Source organism: Pseudomonas putida, assembly GCF_050989985.1.
GTDB lineage: Bacteria > Pseudomonadota > Gammaproteobacteria > Pseudomonadales > Pseudomonadaceae > Aquipseudomonas > Aquipseudomonas putida_AI.
This window is the reverse complement of record NZ_CP158815.1, coordinates 2,139,884-2,156,097: the sequence shown is the minus strand read 5'-3', so window position 1 is coordinate 2,156,097 and position 16,214 is coordinate 2,139,884. Positions and strand designations below refer to the sequence as shown.

At 59.4% G+C, this 16,214-nt stretch carries 13 protein-coding genes; 5 read left to right on the top strand and 8 right to left on the bottom strand.

All coding sequences use genetic code 11. From position 1 onward, the window contains the following. Window positions 1-87 precede the first annotated feature (87 nt). The 3 genes from ABTV29_RS10070 to ABTV29_RS10060 all read left to right on the top strand — a co-directional run bounded on the left by ABTV29_RS10070 (window position 88) and on the right by ABTV29_RS10060 (window position 4,087). Entirely contained in the window at window positions 88-1,005 is a 918-nt protein-coding gene (locus tag ABTV29_RS10070; RefSeq protein WP_007944309.1) for a dihydrodipicolinate synthase family protein, read from the top strand. Window positions 1,006-1,076: 71 nt separating this feature from the next. Next, the gene (abaF, locus tag ABTV29_RS10065; RefSeq protein ID WP_433769925.1) at window positions 1,077-2,474 is read left to right on the top strand and encodes a fosfomycin efflux MFS transporter AbaF; all 1,398 of its coding nucleotides are present in this window, start codon (window positions 1,077-1,079) and stop codon (window positions 2,472-2,474) included. A gap of 32 nt (window positions 2,475-2,506) precedes the next feature. Further along, window positions 2,507-4,087, top strand: a complete 1,581-nt coding sequence (locus ABTV29_RS10060) for an aldehyde dehydrogenase (NADP(+)) (protein ID WP_433769924.1) — start codon at window positions 2,507-2,509, stop codon at window positions 4,085-4,087. Window positions 4,088-4,137: 50 nt separating this feature from the next. Here the strand turns inward: ABTV29_RS10060 and ABTV29_RS10055 are convergent, their stop codons facing one another. Beyond that, window positions 4,138-5,145, bottom strand: a complete 1,008-nt coding sequence (locus tag ABTV29_RS10055) for an Ldh family oxidoreductase (RefSeq protein ID WP_433769923.1) — start codon at window positions 5,143-5,145, stop codon at window positions 4,138-4,140. Window positions 5,146-5,419: 274 nt separating this feature from the next. Between ABTV29_RS10055 and ABTV29_RS10050 the strand changes: the two genes are divergently transcribed. Then, complete coding sequence (locus tag ABTV29_RS10050; protein WP_433769922.1) at window positions 5,420-6,550, top strand: nitrilase-related carbon-nitrogen hydrolase; 1,131 nt, start codon at window positions 5,420-5,422, stop codon at window positions 6,548-6,550. 3 nt (window positions 6,551-6,553) lie between these two features. Continuing rightward, window positions 6,554-7,594 (top strand): AraC family transcriptional regulator, encoded by a 1,041-nt coding sequence (locus ABTV29_RS10045; RefSeq protein ID WP_433769921.1) that lies wholly within the window; start codon window positions 6,554-6,556, stop codon window positions 7,592-7,594. Here the strand turns inward: ABTV29_RS10045 and ABTV29_RS10040 are convergent. From ABTV29_RS10040 to clpP, 7 genes are all read right to left on the bottom strand, one after another. After that, entirely contained in the window at window positions 7,576-7,896 is a 321-nt protein-coding gene (locus ABTV29_RS10040) for a hypothetical protein (RefSeq protein ID WP_433769920.1), read from the bottom strand. The two genes, ABTV29_RS10045 and ABTV29_RS10040, sit on opposite strands and share 19 nt — an antisense overlap. A gap of 52 nt (window positions 7,897-7,948) precedes the next feature. Beyond that, window positions 7,949-8,797, bottom strand: coding sequence for a DUF2242 domain-containing protein (locus ABTV29_RS10035; RefSeq protein ID WP_433769919.1), 849 nt, complete (start codon window positions 8,795-8,797; stop codon window positions 7,949-7,951). 202 nt (window positions 8,798-8,999) lie between these two features. Beyond that, the gene (locus tag ABTV29_RS10030; RefSeq protein WP_433769918.1) at window positions 9,000-10,871 is read right to left on the bottom strand and encodes a SurA N-terminal domain-containing protein; all 1,872 of its coding nucleotides are present in this window, start codon (window positions 10,869-10,871) and stop codon (window positions 9,000-9,002) included. A 234-nt stretch (window positions 10,872-11,105) separates the two neighbouring features. Then, complete coding sequence (locus ABTV29_RS10025) at window positions 11,106-11,378, bottom strand: HU family DNA-binding protein (protein ID WP_002552737.1); 273 nt, start codon at window positions 11,376-11,378, stop codon at window positions 11,106-11,108. 148 nt (window positions 11,379-11,526) lie between these two features. After that, on the bottom strand, window positions 11,527-13,923 hold the full coding sequence (gene lon / locus ABTV29_RS10020; RefSeq protein WP_110963884.1) for an endopeptidase La: 2,397 nt from the start codon (window positions 13,921-13,923) through the stop codon (window positions 11,527-11,529). Window positions 13,924-14,166: 243 nt separating this feature from the next. Next, window positions 14,167-15,450: an ATP-dependent Clp protease ATP-binding subunit ClpX gene (gene clpX / locus ABTV29_RS10015; RefSeq protein WP_110963885.1), complete on the bottom strand. Its 1,284-nt coding sequence runs from the start codon at window positions 15,448-15,450 to the stop codon at window positions 14,167-14,169. 112 nt (window positions 15,451-15,562) lie between these two features. Then, window positions 15,563-16,198, bottom strand: a complete 636-nt coding sequence (clpP, locus tag ABTV29_RS10010) for an ATP-dependent Clp endopeptidase proteolytic subunit ClpP (RefSeq protein ID WP_008034105.1) — start codon at window positions 16,196-16,198, stop codon at window positions 15,563-15,565. Window positions 16,199-16,214 lie beyond the last annotated feature (16 nt).

Below are 16,214 nucleotides of genomic sequence, written 5' to 3'. Positions count from 1 at the left end.
CCCAAAAAAGCATTCGCCAAGTGTTGTCATTTTAAATATCGTATACGAAATACAATTAACCCATTTAGCAAACCCCTGGAGGCAACAATGAGCAAGCGTATTAACTGGAGTGGCGTCTTCCCCGCAGTGACCACTCAATTCAACGATGACTTTTCCATCAACCTGGACAAGACCCATCAGGTGATTTCCAACGTCATTCGTGACGGCGTCTCCGGCCTGGTGGTGTGTGGCTCGGTGGGTGAAAACACCTCGCTGACCGCTGAAGAAAAAATCGCCGTGACCGAAGTCGCGGTCGATGCCTCCCGTGGTCGGGTGCCGGTGATTTGCGGCGTGGCCGAGTTCACCAGCGTGCAAGCGGCCAAGGTGGCCAACGCCGTGCGCAAGGTCGGTGTCGATGGCGTGATGCTGATGCCGGCGCTGGTCTACGGTTCCAAGCCGTTCGAAACCGCCGAGCACTACCGCTACGTGGCGAAAAATGCCGACGTGCCGTTGATGGTCTACAACAACCCGCCGATCTATAAAAACGACGTTACCCCGGACATCCTGATTTCCCTGGCCGACTGCGACAACGTGGTGTGCTTCAAGGATTCCTCGGGTGACACCCGGCGCTTCATCGACGTGCGCAATGAAGTGGGCGACCGTTTCGTGCTGTTCGCCGGCCTCGATGACGTGGTGCTCGAAAGCATCGCCGTGGGCGCCGAGGGCTGGGTGTCGGGCATGTCCAACGTATTCCCGAAAGAAGGCGAGACCATCTTCCGCCTGGCCAAGGCCGGACGCTTCGCCGAAGCCATGCCGATCTACGAATGGCTGATGCCGATCCTGCACCTCGACGCCCGTGCCGACCTGGTGCAGTGCATCAAGTTGTGCGAAGCCATCGCCGGTCGCGGCAGCGCGCTGACCCGTCCGCCACGCCTGGCCCTGCCGGAAGCCGATCGGGTGTTCGTCGAGCAGATCATGGCCAAGGCCCTGGCCAACCGTCCGCAACTGCCGGACGTCGGTCTCTGAGTGATTGCCGGGCGGGTCTTCGCGGACCCGGCCCGGCTGCCTGTTTTTGCGCCTCTACAGGAAACGTCAGCATGTCCAACACTCAACACCCGCAAAGCGCAACCACACCGTCGGGACTCAAGCGTGTCGTGGCCGCCGCCATGGCCGGCACCGTCGCCGAATGGTATGAATTCTTCCTTTATGGCACCGCCTCGGCCCTGGTCTTCGGCCAGTTGTTCTTCCGCCAGACCGGCAGCGCCATCGACGGCATCATCGCCGCCTTCGCCCTGTATGCCGTGGGCTTTCTCGCCCGTCCGCTCGGTGGCCTGGTGTTCGGTCACTACGGCGACAAGTTCGGGCGCAAGCGTCTGCTGCAACTGAGTCTGGTGGTGGTCGGCATCACCACCTTCCTGATGGGCTGCCTGCCCGGCTTCAACGAGATCGGCTACGCCGCTCCGGTGCTGCTGGTGCTGCTGCGACTGATCCAGGGCTTTGCCTTCGGTGGCGAATGGGGCGGTGCGATTCTGTTGGTGTCCGAACACTGCCCGGATAACCGCCGTGGCTTTTGGGCCAGTTGGCCGCAAGCCGGGGTACCGGCGGGGAACCTGGTGGCGACGGTGGCCTTGCTGCTGTTGTCGTCGAATCTGTCGGAGGAGCAGTTCCTCGCCTGGGGCTGGCGCGTGGCGTTCTGGTTCTCGGCCGTCGTCGTGTTGATCGGCTACTGGATTCGCACCAGCGTCGATGACGCCCCCATCTTCAAACAGGCCCAGGCCCGTCAGGCACACGTCCATCAGCAACAGCTGGGCGTGGTCGAGGTGCTGCGCCATCACTGGCGCTCGGTGCTGGTGGGAATCGGCGCGCGGTTTGCCGAAAACATCCTCTACTACACCGTCGTCACCTTCTCGATCACCTACCTGAAACTGGTGGTGAACAAGGACACCTCGCAAATCCTGCTGCTGATGTTCGGCGCCCACCTGCTGCACTTCTTCATGATTCCGCTGATGGGTTATCTGTCGGATCTGGTCGGGCGCAAACCGGTGTACCTGGTCGGCGCGGTGCTCACCGCGTTCTGGGGCTTCGTCGGCTTTCCCATGATGGACACCGGCAACAACTGGCTGATCATGGCCGCCATCACTTTGGGCCTGGCCATCGAGTCCATGACCTATGCGCCCTACTCGGCGCTAATGGCCGAAATGTTCCCGACCCATGTGCGCTACACCGCGTTGTCACTGTGCTACCAGGTGGCGCCAATCTTCGCCGGCTCACTCGCACCGTTGATTGCGATCACCCTGCTCAACAAGTACCACAGCTCGACACCCATCGCGTTCTACCTGGTCGGTGCGTCGCTGATCTCCATCGTCGCCGTCGGCCTGACCCGGGAAACCCGTGGCAAGTCGCTGCATCTGGTCGACAGCGAAGCCGCCGCCCGCGTCGCCGCCCACAACGGCGCCGAGCCGATTGCCACGCGCCGCGGCGATTCACTGGCCTGACCCGCCTCCCCACCTTCCGTCAGGAGTTTTTCATGCCCGAGATCATCGGACACAACTACATTGGCGGTGCGCGCAGCGCCGCTGGCAGCCTCATCGTGCGTAGCTTTGATGCCACCAGCGGTGAAGCGCTGCCCTGGTCCTTCATGCAGGCCACCCTGGACGAAGTCGACGCCGCCGCCCTCGCCGCCGCCGACGCCTACCCAATATTCCGTTCGCTCCCGGCCAGCCGCCGTGCCGAGTTTCTCGACGCCATCGCCACGCAGCTGGAGGCGCTGGACGATGAATTCGTGGCTCTGGTAACCCGGGAGACGGCACTGCCGACCGCACGCATCCAGGGTGAACGCGCGCGTACCGCCAACCAGATGCGCCTGTTTGCCCAGGTCCTGCGTCGCGGCGATTTTTATGGGGCGCGCATCGACCGCGCCCTGCCCGAGCGCCAGCCGTTGCCACGGGTCGACCTGCGCCAATATCGGATCGGTGTCGGACCGGTCGCGGTTTTCGGTGCGAGCAACTTCCCGCTGGCCTTCTCCACTGCCGGTGGCGATACCGCAGCCGCACTGGCCGCCGGCTGCCCGGTGGTGTTCAAGGCGCACAGCGGGCACATGGCGACTGCCGAGCGCGTGGCCGACGCGATCATCCGCGCCGCCGAGCAAACCGACATGCCCAAGGGCGTCTTCAACATGATCTACGGGGCGGGAGTGGGTGAAGCCTTGGTCAAGCATCCGGCGATCCAGGCCGTGGGCTTTACCGGTTCGCTCAAGGGTGGGCGCGCGTTGTGCGACATGGCCGCCGCACGGCCCCAGCCGATCCCGGTGTTCGCGGAGATGAGCAGCATCAATCCGGTGGTGGTGTTGCCCGAGGCACTGCAGTTGCGTGGCGAGAAAATCGCTGGCGAACTCGCCGCCTCCGTGGTGCTCGGCTGTGGCCAGTTCTGCACCAATCCGGGCTTGGTGATCGGCATTCGCTCCCCCGCTTTCAGCGCCTTTACCGCGTCGCTGAGCGCGCTGATGGCCGGGCAACCGGCGCAGAGCATGCTCAATCAGGGCACGCTCACCAGCTATGCCAAGGGCGTGCAGGCCTTGCACGCGCAAGCGGGTGTCGAGCATCTGGCCGGGCGCGAACAACAGGGTACGCAGGCACAACCGCAACTGTTCAAGGCCGACGTCAGCCTGTTGCTCGAGAGCAATCCGCTGTTGCAGGAAGAAGTGTTCGGGCCGGCGACGGTGCTGGTGGAAGTCGCTGACGAGGCCGAGCTGCGCCGTGCCTTGAGCAGCTTGCATGGGCAACTCACGGCGACGCTGATCGCCGAGGCTGGCGACTTGCAACGTCACTTCGGGCTGCTGCCACTACTGGAACAGAAAGTCGGCCGGGTGCTGTTCAATGGCTACCCCACCGGCGTCGAAGTCTGCGATGCCATGGTGCATGGCGGGCCTTACCCGGCGACCTCCGATGCCCGTGGCACCTCGGTCGGCAGCCTGGCCATCGAGCGTTTCCTGCGCCCGGTGTGTTACCAGAACTGCCCCGATGGGCTGCTGCCCGACCCGCTGAAAAACGCCAACCCGCTGGGCATCGCTCGATTGGTGGATGGTGTCAGTCAACGCGATCCGCTGTAAAAAAAGCGCCACCGATATATCGGTGGCGCGCTCTTCTACTACCGATAGTCTTATCCCAGCAAAGCCTTCAGGTCGTTGTACAACGCCTCGGGAATCTGCACGCCCTCCTCCAGACTCCGCACTCGCGCCTCGTAACGCCGCTGCGATGGCAACCGTGCACCCTGTCCCTGAATGCTCTCGAACAGAACTTCCGCGCGCGCCAAGTGCTGCTCGCTGGCGTCACCTAGAAAGCGCTTGGGATCGAAGGCGATGATCAGCTCGCCATGGTACGGCGACGATTTGCTGCCGGCATCGAAGGCCAGTGATTCGGCACTGGTCAGGTCGCCGATCAACGGCCCGGCGATCAACTCCACCATCGCCGCCAGCGCCGAGCCCTTGTGCCCGCCGAACGTCAGCATCGCGCCGGCATCGAGCACCACGTTGGCATCGGTGCTCGGCTGCCCCTGCGCGTCCACACCCCAGCCCTCGGGAATCGCCTTGCCGGCTCGCCTATGCAGTTCGATATCACCCCGGGCAATCGCGCTGGTGGCGAAGTCGAACACGAACGGATCCTTGCCGGGACGTGGCCAGCCGAACGCAATCGGATTGGTGCCGAACACCGGCTTGTGGCCACCGGCCGGTGCGACCCAGGCGTGACTGGGATTGCACGCCAGCGCCACGAGACCGGCCGCAGTCAGTTGCTCGACCTCCACCCACAGCGCGGAGAAATGCACGCAACGGTTGATCGCCAGCGCGGCTATGCCATTTGCCCGGGTTTTCTCCATCAGCAACGGCAGCCCGGCCTGGAACGCCAGTTGGGAGAAGCCACCCAAGGCATCGACACGCACGATCGAAGGCGCTTGATCGATCACCAGCGGCTCGGCATCGGCCGCCACTTTGCCGGCCCTGAGCGAGTTCACGCAGCCCAGAACCCGGTACAGGCCGTGGGAGGCGCAGCCATCGCGTTCGCCGGCTATCACCGTGGCGGTGACCGCCTGCGCGTGGGCCAGGTTGAAACCGTTGTGCAGCAAGATCGATTCGGCCAGCTCGCGAGCTTCGGCCAGGGTCAGTCGGATCATAATCCACTCCTTGAACAGACCCTGCAGACTGGCGCACTCCCGCCGCCCTGGCTTGATCGCTTTACGCCGGTGCGATGACGAATTCGGCACACCTGCCCATGACGAGCCAGATGAACTTCATCGCGCCTCTCGCGTCCCATCGTTCAGTAAAAAACGTTAAAAAAAATCAAAAAAAACACGTTTATCTAGCCCCGAACCGTGGTTTTACCGTAGCCTCGATTCCATTCCGAATGCCGAATCATGAATCCTGTACAAGGCTGTCGACTGCTTTCCCATGCGCAAATTTCTGTACCTGACTTTCTCCATGGCATTGATCGCCGCCCTGACGACCTACGCAATGTGGGCCGCGGATCGCCCGGCGGGTCATTACCTGTCCGACCTGCGGATCGACCTGGCCATCGATCAGGGCACACCCGCCGACCGTGGCAACCTGCTGGGCATCCAGCCCGAACTGTTCCCCACCGACTATCAAAGCTCTGAGCGCCTGCATCGCAAACTCGCGGCCTATCTGCAAAAAGCCCAGGAACAGGGCCTGCTGAACGAGAAAACCATCGTCGTCCTGCCCGAGCACATCGGCACCTGGATGATGGTCAGTGGCGAAAAGGATGAGCTCTACCAGGCCACCACCCTCAAGGAAGCCATGAACTGGCTGGCCGTGAGCAATCCATTGAAGTTTGTGCGCGCACTGATCAGCGCCGAAGGCGGCAGTCGCCTGGATGACGCTCACCTGCGCATGAAGGCCAAGGGCATGGCCAAGGAATATCAGGCGTTGTTCGGCGGCCTGGCAAAAGAGTTTCGCGTAACGCTGGTGGCGGGCTCCATTGTTTTGCCGGAGCCAAGCATCATCGATGGCACCCTGAAAATCGGCCGTGGCGCGCTGTACAACAGCAGCGTTGTATTCAGTCGCGACGGCGTGCCAATCGGCCAACCCCAGCGGCAGATGCACCCGGTTTTCGAACAGCAGGACGGGATCAAGGCCAATGGCGAGCACACACTCAACGTCGTCGACACCCCGGCCGGACGCCTGGGCGTGTTGATCGGCAACGACAGTTGGTACCCGGAAAACTACCGCAAGCTCGACGAGCAGCAGGCACGGATCGTCGCGGTCCCGGCATTCGTCACTGGCCGTGGCATCTGGGATCAACCCTGGCGCGGCTACAAGGGCTCAAAGACCCCCGACTCCGTCAGCCTCAAGGCCGGCGAGCTCAGCGAGGGTCAGGCCTGGCACCGCCTGACCCTGACCAGTCAATCCCCCTCCAGCCAGGCAATCGCCGGCATGAGCGTGTTCCTGCGCGGGCAATTCTGGGACCAGACCAGCGCCGGCCAGAGCTTTCTCACCAGCAACGGCCAGCACTTCGCCGACGGTAACGCCCGTGGTGCGCGTCTGCTGAACCTCTGGTTGTAGGCCATGAAACCGCAGCCGATGCGCTTGGGCGATCTCTCGGTGGGCTTTGTTCACAGCCTGGCGGACGCCGTGCGCAGCCATGGGGTCGACCCGCAACCTTTGCTGGAACAGTACGGCCTCGATGCCGCCCGCCTGAGCGAGGCCGGTGCGCGACTGTCGATTCCGCGCTACATGCGCCTGGGGCACAGTGCCATTGCGTTGACCAATGACCCGGCGCTCGGCTTGCGCATGGGGCAACTCAGTCGCCTGAGTCAGGCCGGCCTGGCCGGAGTGACCGCCGCCCAGGCGCCAACCGTGCGCGAGGCGGCGCGCTGCCTGATTCGCTTCGAGGCGCTGTATGGCTCCAACTATCGTGGCCAATCGAGCTTTCACGAAGACGCTCAGGGCGCCTGGCTGCGCTTCTATTCCATCAGCCCCTACAACAGTTACAACCGCTTCGTGGTGGACTCGATCATCGCCGGCTGGCTGAACCAGCTGTCCAGCGTGAGCCCCACTGCACTGCGCGCAGAGCGCATCGATATCGAATTCGAGCAACCCGACTACCACGCCGCCTACGACGTACTGGGCGATTGCCCGATTCAATTTGGCGCCGAACACAATCAGTTGCGCCTCAGCCTGGCCAGCCTCGCCCAGCGCAATCCACAGCATTGCCCCAGCACCTGGCGTCTTCTGATCAAGTTGTGTGAACGGGAACTGGAACAACTGACACGCACCCGCAGCCTGCGTGAACGCATCACTCAGCTGTTGGGGCCGTTGCTCAACGGTGGTCGGGAACCCGACCTGGAAGAAGTGGCGGCTCGCCTGAAGCTGCCCGTCTGGACGCTTCGCCGCAAACTGGCCGAGGAAGGCACGCAGTATCGCGCGATTCTCAATGACACCCGTCGCGACCTGGCCATGACCTACATTCGCGATACGGAATTGGCGTTCGGTGAAATTGCCTATCTGCTGGGGTTTGCCTCAGCCGAAGCATTTCAACGCGCTTTCAAACGCTGGATGGACCAGACACCGGGCGAGTTTCGCCGTAGTCACAGGCAATCCGCCTGAAGTTGCACGCTTGAAGTATCAGAGCTCAGTGGCGTCTTCGGCTGGCTCCAGCGGGTCCAGTTCAAATGCCTGGTACTCGAGCAGTTCTTCTTGATAGTCGTCCATTTTGAATCCCCCACCACTCGTTTAAATAGTCTGAATAACTGACCAGCGCTTTGAGCATAAAGTGCCCGCGTGAAAGAAAAATGACGTGGGCACAGCACTTCGTCGCTACTGTTTAAAACGTAGCAGGCGATCAAAAATTTATCGAAGGATTTTTTCGAAACAACACGCAGGACTGCGGGCTGATTGATGCGGATCAAGCTTTCTTGATTCCAAGGGACCGGCGCGGATTCGACCGGCCCCGCTACGCCATCACTGGCCGGTGATCGGCATGGCCTGGATCGGCTCTGAAGGCGGCGGAATGTTGGTCGGGTTGGCTGGCGGCGTGATCGTTTCCGTGACAGGTACCGGCTCTGCGCTCGGGGTCGCGGTAATCGGTGCGGCTTCCGGCGGCGGAGCTACCGGCTCGGACGCCGTTGGCATGACTTCGGCAGGCGCTGGTGTCGCTTGTGCAGCCGGGGCGGGCTGCGCAGCACTCTCCGGAGCCAGCGATGCGGGAGCTGGTGCTGCCTGCGGCTCCGGCATGCCCAGATCGGCTTTCGGCTTGTCGGGAATATGCGCCGCTTCTTTTGCTTCCTTGGGCAGGAACACTTCCACCAGCGCGAAGAAACGCTCGTAGAACTTGGACGACGAGACGGTTTCGCTCGCGACCTTGACCATCGAATCGTCCGACGAACCGATCGGCATCGATACCGACCCCAGCACGCCTACACCGAGGCTGGCGGAGTTATTGGTCTTCTTCAGCGCATACTGGTCCTGAAGGGCGTTGGCAAACACCGTGGCGTGGTGCCCGGCGCTGCCGTCTTCGGCACAAACCACACTGAAGCTGATTTCCATGTGGGTTTCGCCGGTCTGCTGGAAGCTCTTGTGCCCGCTGACCAGTTTCGGATCACTGCTGGTGATGATGTAGCCCTGGCTCAGCAGCGCCCTGCGAGCGGCTTCACAGCTCTGCGCATCGGTTACAGGGTAATTGCGGGAGAAGGTTCCGGAATCGTCGAAGTTCTCATGCTCGTAGATGGCGGTTTTCTTCGACGAGCACCCGGCGGCAGCGGCCAGCACCAGCGCCAACCCGGCAACACGCATGGGAAATGATTTAAACATTGAACATCCTGATGAAAACGGTTCGGGGCGTATTGTGCAACAGATCGATGCTTAGCGTCGCATCGATTGTGTCTTAAACCAGTTACAGGTGTGTTGACTCCGTTATTTGGGAAAAATCCCTCGCGTCTGTCGGGCTTTCGGCAATAAAAAACCCCGGCTGGCTGGCCGGGGTCCTTGTGTAACGCGAGATTTCAAGCTGACATCAGTAGCGCTTGATGTCCGCCTCGCTTTCCAGCTGCTTGCGGTAAGCCGCAAAGTCTTGCTGGCCAACGCGCGAAGCGAGGAAGCGACGGTATTGAGCCTTCTCTTCTTCAGTCGGCGCTGCGGCTTCGTTGACGCCGTTCAGACGAACGATCATCAGGCTGCCATCAGGCAGGGTCACGCTGGTGAACGTCGGCTTGTCCTTGGCGGCAGGCTTTGGCATGCGGAACAGCGCTTGCAGCACGGTTGGGTCAACCCCTTCCTGAGCGCGGGTGGCTGCTTCGGTGACCTTCCAGTTCTGGCCGTCAATCGCTGCGTTCAGCGCAGTCTTGCCATCGCGCAGGCTGGCTATCAGCTCGTCAGCCTTGGTCTTGGCGGCAGCACTGGCGTGCTCCTTGGCCAATTGCTCGCGAATCGGACCCGCCACGCTTTCCAGCGGCAGTTGCGCAGGCTTGAGGTGCTCCTTGGCGCGCAATACCACAACGGTCTCAGGGTCCAGCTCGATGGCGGTGCTGTTGGCACCCTCATCCAGCACTTCCGGGCTGAACGCCGCGGTGATCACGGCACGGTTGGCTGCGATGCCTTCACCACCGTCACGACCGAAAGGCTTGGACGTGTGAACGGTCAGCTTCAGGTCTTGCGCCGGTTGCGCCAGATCGGAGGCTTCGAACGAGGCATCTTCCAGTTGCTTGGTCGCTTCGACGAAACGCTGTTCAACCTGTTGAGCCTTCATTTCGCGAGTCAGCTTGTCTTTCAGGCTGGCGAAAGTCGGCACTTCAGGCGCTTCCACACCCAACAGCTTGATCAGGTGGAAACCGAAGTCAGTGCGAACCGGCTCGGAAACCTGATCCTTGGCCAGCGAGTACAGGGCTTTTTCGAAGGCAGGGTCATAGACGCCAGGGCCTGCGTAGCCAAGGTCACCACCATTGTTCGCCGAACCCGGATCCTGGGAGAACTCCTTGGCCAGGGCCTCGAACTGCTCGCCTTTGGCCAGGCGGGCCTGGATGTCTTCGATCTTGGCCTTGGCTTGCGCTTCGGTGGTCTTGTCGTTCACTTCGATCAGAATGTGCGCAGCCCGGCGTTGCTCGGACAGGTTGGCGATTTCTTTCTGATACGCCGCTTGCAGGTCTTCGTCCTTGACGCTGACCTGATCGAAGAAGGAGGCCTTCTTCAACTCCAGGTAATCGATGACCACCTGATCCGGCGTCATGAATTCCTTGGCGTGTTCGTCGTAATAGGCTTTGACTTCATCATCGGTCAGTTTCACCGCTGCAGGGTCAGCCTTGATGGTCAGGGAAGCGAAATCGCGGGTCTGTTTTTCCAGACGGGCGAAGGCCAGAACCTGTGCATCGGTGACAAAACCGCTACCCGCCAGACCGGCGCGCAGTTGGCCGATCAGCATTTCCTGAGCCAGCATCTGGCGGAACTGCATACGGCTGTAACCGAGTTGACGAATCACCTGATCGAAACGCTCAGGACTGAACTTGCCATCCACCTGGAACTCAGGCGTTTGCAGGATGACCTGGTCCAGAGCCCCTTCGGAGAAAGCGAATTTGGAGCTTTGTGCGCCTTGCAGCAGCAGCTTGCGATCGATCAGGCCCTTGAGCGCCGATTCGCGCAGCATCTTTTCATCGAGCAAGGAGGCATCGAAATCCTTGCCCAGCTGTTGCATGAGTTGGCGGCGTTGCATATCGACCGCCTGGCTCAGCTCGTTCTGGCTGATCTCATCGCCATTGACCTTCGCCGCTTCGTTCTGATGCGTCGTGGCTTTGAAAATGGCGTCGAAACCGGTCAAGGCCATCAGTACAACGATGACCCCGATAATGGTCTTGGCAATCCAGCCTTGTGAATTGTCCCTGATGTTCTGCAGCATGCGTCCCCCAAAAACGGTTGAACTTCAAAAATTAGGCAACCGTGGAGCGTGGGTAGAATCCGGATAGAAGAAAGGCGCATCCGAGGATGCGCCTTCTCGTAACTGGCGGAGCGGACCGTTGACTCCAACCTGGGAGTCTCGGCGTCTCGGACCGGCGACCTGCCGACTGGACTACCGCTCCGCTGCCAGGTCAGGCATGACCCCGACCCGGACAGGCAAAAAACTGAATCGAACTTAGTTGACAGCTTCTTTCAGTGCTTTACCGGCTTTGAAACCTGGTTTTTTGGCTGCCGCGATTTCCAGCGTCTTACCGGTCTGTGGGTTACGACCAATGCGAGCAGGACGATCAGTTACGGAGAAAGTACCGAAACCAACCAGAACAACGGAGTCGCCAGCCTTGAGAGCGCCAGTGACGGATTCGATTACAGCGTCCAGCGCACGGCCAGCAGCAGCTTTCGGGATATCAGCGGATGCAGCGATAGCATCAATCAGTTCCGACTTGTTCACTCTAAGTCCCCTTATATCTATTTGAGTATGATTCTAAGTTTTTTTGGTGAAAGCAAAAACGAGTGCTGAATGGCCTACAGACACTTAAGAGCCGCTTTATAACAAGGGCTCTAAAAAACTGTCAACAAGCCCCCCAGGCAAATACGTACTAATGCGTGCTAATTCTTTCCTTGGAATCGGACTCGCGTTTTTCATCCTTCGCGACAATCTCCGGAGCCACATCCGGCAAGGGCTCCGGCGCGTATTGCAGCGCAATTTGCAGGACCTCGTCAATCCATTTAACCGGTTTAATCTGGAGATCTTGCTTGATATTGTCAGGAATTTCCTTCAGATCACGAACATTCTCTTCGGGAATGATCACAGTCTTGATTCCACCGCGGTGAGCAGCGAGCAGTTTTTCCTTCAAACCACCAATCGCCAATACTTGGCCACGCAAAGTGATTTCACCGGTCATGGCCACGTCCGCACGCACAGGAATGCCGGTCAATGCCGAGACCAGCGCCGTGCACATGCCTACACCCGCGCTAGGACCGTCTTTCGGCGTTGCCCCTTCCGGCATGTGGATGTGGGTGTCGCGCTTCTCGTGGAAGTCCAGGGGAATCCCCAGGCTCTTCGCGCGGCTACGCACAACGGTCTGGGCCGCGGTGATCGACTCGACCATCACGTCACCCAAGGAACCCGTCTTGATCAACTGGCCTTTGCCCGGCACCACAGCGGCCTCGATGGTCAGCAATTCGCCACCCACCTGAGTCCAGGCCAGACCGGTTACCTGACCAATCTGGTCCTGTTGTTCTGCCAGGCCGTAGCGGAATTTACGCACGCCCAGGTAGTGCTCCAGATCGTCTGCAGTGACTTTAACCGAGAAGCGTTTTTCCAGTGCATGCTCCTTGACGGCCTTGCGGCAGACCTTGGCAATCTGGCGCTCCAGGCCACGCACACCGGCTTCGCGGGTGTAGTAGCGAATGATGTCGCGGATCGCTTCCTCGTCGAATTCCAGTTCGCCTTTTTTCAGGCCGTTAGCCTGGATTTGCTTGGGCGAAAGGTATTTGACGGCGATGTTGATCTTCTCGTCTTCGGTGTAGCCAGGCAGACGAATCACTTCCATCCGGTCCAGCAGCGCCGGTGGAATGTTCATGGAGTTCGAGGTGCAGAGGAACATCACATCCGACAGGTCGTAGTCGACCTCCAGATAGTGGTCGTTGAAGTTGTGGTTCTGCTCGGGATCGAGCACTTCCAGCAACGCCGACGCCGGATCGCCGCGCATATCGCTGCCCATCTTGTCGATTTCATCGAGCAGGAACAGCGGGTTGCGGACACCCACTTTTGTCATCTTTTGAATCAATCTTCCTGGCATAGACCCGATGTAAGTACGGCGATGACCACGAATTTCCGCTTCATCACGCACACCACCGAGGGCCATACGCACGAATTTGCGGTTGGTGGCGTGTGCAATCGACTCCGCCAGAGAGGTTTTACCCACCCCTGGTGGACCTACAAGGCACAACACCGGACCACGAATTTTCTTCACACGCTTTTGTACGGCGAGATATTCGAGGATCCGCTCTTTGACTTCTTCCAGCCCATAGTGGTCGGCATCGAGAATATCTTCTGCCCGCGTCAGATCCAGGCGAACCTTGCTCTGAGCCTTCCAAGGCACCTGAACCAGCCAGTCGATGTAGGACCGTACCACGGTCGCTTCAGCGGACATCGGCGACATTTGCTTGAGCTTGTTCAGCTCGGCCGTAGCCTTGGCCAGCGCATCTTTTGGCAGGCCAGCGGCATCGATACGCTTTTTCAGCTCTTCGACTTCGTTGTGCCCTTCGTCGCTGTCGCCGAGCTCTTTCTGAATGGCCTTCATCTGCTCATTCAGGTAGTACTCGCGCTGACTGCGCTCCATTTGCTTTTTGACACGACCACGAATGCGTTTTTCAACCTGCAGCAAATCGATCTCGGCATCCAGCAACGCCAGGACGTGCTCGACCCGGGCCGACAAATCGATGATTTCGAGAATTTCCTGCTTCTGCTCGATTTTCAGCGCCATATGCGCGGCCATCGTGTCTACCAGACGCCCAGGCTCGTCGATGCTGTTGAGCGACGACAGGACCTCGGCCGGGACTTTCTTGCCCAGTTGCACATATTGCTCGAACTGCGACAGCAGGCTACGCACAAACACTTCCGACTCGCGCTCAGGCGCGTCGACTTCGTCGATCAACGAGACTTCGGCACGGCAATGGCCGTCGACTTCGCTGAAGCGCTCAACGGTGCCCCGCTGCTCGCCTTCGACCAGAACCTTTACCGTGCCGTCAGGCAGCTTCAGCAGCTGCAGAACGGTAGCAATCGTACCCACGCGATACAGTGCGTCTTCACCGGGATCATCGTCAGCAGGGTTTCTCTGAGCCAGCAGAAGAATCTGCTTGTCGCCCGTCATCGCGGCCTCGAGGGCTTCGATGGATTTCTCGCGCCCCACGAACAGCGGGATAACCATGTGCGGATAAACCACGACATCACGCAATGGCAGGAGAGGCAATTCGATGGTTGACTTCATGATTTCGCCTCTACGGCGGCCCTAGGGCCGGAAACAGATGGAATTAAGCGTGAAACCAAGATGGGGGCTAGTTTCAAAAAAAACAAGCGGATAAAAAAACGACTTGAAAGATTGTCCGATCACGGGCCGAACCTGTGGCCGCTCGAGAAAACAGTCAACTGCCTGAGCGCCCCTCACAGGCACCTCGTGCCCACAAAAGCAAAGGGGCCCTAAGGCCCCTTCTTTATACCGACTGCGCGACGCTTAGGCGTCTGGCGCGGCCTTGGCAGGTTTCTCATTGTTCTCGTAGATGAACAATGGCTGAGACTTGCCTTCTATAACGCTTTCATCGATCACTACTTTACTCACATCGGATTGCGATGGGATTTCATACATAGTGTCGAGCAACACACCTTCGAGAATCGAACGCAGCCCACGGGCACCGGTTTTGCGTTCCAGTGCGCGCTTGGCGACGGACTTCAGTGCGTCGGAACGGAATTCCAGGTCCACACCTTCCATCTCGAACAACTTGGCATATTGCTTGGTCAGAGCATTTTTCGGCTCGGTGAGAATCTGCATCAAAGCAGCCTCATCAAGCTCGTCCAGCGTGGCAAGAACCGGCAGACGACCGACGAATTCCGGGATCAGACCGAACTTGACCAGATCGTCAGGCTCGACTTCACGCAGGGACTCACCGACTTTCTTGCCTTCTTCCTTGCTGCGCACTTCCGCGTTGAAACCGATGCCACCCTTGGTGGAACGGTTCTGAATGACTTTCTCCAGACCGGAGAATGCACCACCGCAGATGAACAGGATGTTACGGGTGTCGACCTGAAGGAATTCCTGCTGCGGATGCTTGCGACCACCCTGAGGCGGAACGGAAGCGACCGTACCTTCGATCAACTTGAGCAGGGCCTGCTGCACGCCTTCACCGGAAACATCCCGGGTGATGGACGGGTTGTCAGATTTGCGCGAGATCTTGTCGATCTCGTCGATGTAGACAATGCCCATCTGGGCCTTTTCCACATCGTAGTCACATTTCTGCAGCAGCTTCTGAATAATGTTCTCGACATCTTCACCCACGTAACCGGCCTCGGTGAGGGTGGTTGCGTCGGCGATGGTGAACGGAACATTCAGCAAGCGAGCCAGAGTTTCGGCAAGCAGGGTTTTACCCGAGCCTGTCGGGCCGATCAGCAAGATGTTGCTCTTGCCGAGTTCGACGTCGTCAGCCTTTTTGTCACGTTGATTCAGGCGCTTGTAGTGGTTGTACACCGCTACGGCCAGAACCTTTTTGGCACGTTCCTGACCAATCACGTATTGATCAAGGATGCCGCTGATTTCTTTAGGCGAAGGCAATTTATGCGCGCTGCTCTCGGCCTGTGCTTCCTGCACCTCCTCACGGATGATGTCATTGCACAGGTCGACGCACTCGTCGCAGATAAAGACCGAGGGGCCGGCAATCAATTTGCGTACTTCATGCTGGCTTTTGCCACAGAAGGAGCAATAGAGCAGCTTGCCGTTGTCCTCGCCGTTGCGGGTGTCAGTCATTCGTTCGATCCAAATCCGATAGGCTTGCAACACAAGATGAAGGCTATTGCGGGCTTTTTCAAGCCCGCTGGTGATCGGATAAGCCGACCAGCCTTATTTTGAGCTGCTTATTTTAAGCTGGGCGCTGGGTGATCACTTCATCGATCAGGCCGTATTCACGTGCGGCTTCTGCACTCATGAAATTATCGCGGTTGGTATCGCGCTCGATTTCTTCAAGGGTGCGCCCGCTGTGCTTGGCCATCAGCGTATTGAGGCGCTCGCGAATGAACAGGATTTCCTTGGCGTGGATTTCGATATCCGAAGCCTGGCCCTGGAAACCGCCCAGCGGCTGGTGAATCATCACACGGGAGTTTGGCAGGCAGTAACGCTTGCCAGGAGCACCGGCCGTCAGCAGGAACGCGCCCATGCTGCATGCCTGACCGATACAGGTGGTCGACACGTTGGGCTTGATGAACTGCATGGTGTCGTAGATCGACATGCCGGCGGTCACCGAACCGCCCGGGGAGTTGATATAGAGATGGATATCCTTGTCCGGGTTTTCCGCTTCAAGGAACAGCAGTTGCGCACAGATCAGGTTGGCCATGTAGTCCTCTACAGGACCCACCAGAAAGATCACTCGCTCCTTGAGAAGGCGCGAATAGATGTCGTAGGCGCGCTCGCCACGAGCAGATTGCTCGACAACCATAGGGACCAGGCCGCCTGCGGCCTGGATATCAGAGTTCTGCTGAATATACGAATTACGGAACATGCTCTGCAGTCACTCC

Excerpts from the sequence above, each read along its gene's own strand:
- ABTV29_RS10070 (WP_007944309.1), top strand. The coding sequence starts at position 88 with ATGAGCAAGCGTATTAACTGGAGTGGCGTCTTCCCCGCAGTGACCACT.
- abaF (WP_433769925.1), top strand. The coding sequence starts at position 1,077 with ATGTCCAACACTCAACACCCGCAAAGCGCAACCACACCGTCGGGACTC.
- ABTV29_RS10060 (WP_433769924.1), top strand. The coding sequence starts at position 2,507 with ATGCCCGAGATCATCGGACACAACTACATTGGCGGTGCGCGCAGCGCC.
- ABTV29_RS10055 (WP_433769923.1), bottom strand. The coding sequence starts at position 5,145 with ATGATCCGACTGACCCTGGCCGAAGCTCGCGAGCTGGCCGAATCGATC.
- ABTV29_RS10050 (WP_433769922.1), top strand. The coding sequence starts at position 5,420 with ATGCGCAAATTTCTGTACCTGACTTTCTCCATGGCATTGATCGCCGCC.
- ABTV29_RS10045 (WP_433769921.1), top strand. The coding sequence starts at position 6,554 with ATGAAACCGCAGCCGATGCGCTTGGGCGATCTCTCGGTGGGCTTTGTT.
- ABTV29_RS10035 (WP_433769919.1), bottom strand. The coding sequence starts at position 8,797 with ATGTTTAAATCATTTCCCATGCGTGTTGCCGGGTTGGCGCTGGTGCTG.
- ABTV29_RS10030 (WP_433769918.1), bottom strand. The coding sequence starts at position 10,871 with ATGCTGCAGAACATCAGGGACAATTCACAAGGCTGGATTGCCAAGACC.
- lon (WP_110963884.1), bottom strand. The coding sequence starts at position 13,923 with ATGAAGTCAACCATCGAATTGCCTCTCCTGCCATTGCGTGATGTCGTG.
- clpX (WP_110963885.1), bottom strand. The coding sequence starts at position 15,450 with ATGACTGACACCCGCAACGGCGAGGACAACGGCAAGCTGCTCTATTGC.
- clpP (WP_008034105.1), bottom strand. The coding sequence starts at position 16,198 with ATGTTCCGTAATTCGTATATTCAGCAGAACTCTGATATCCAGGCCGCA.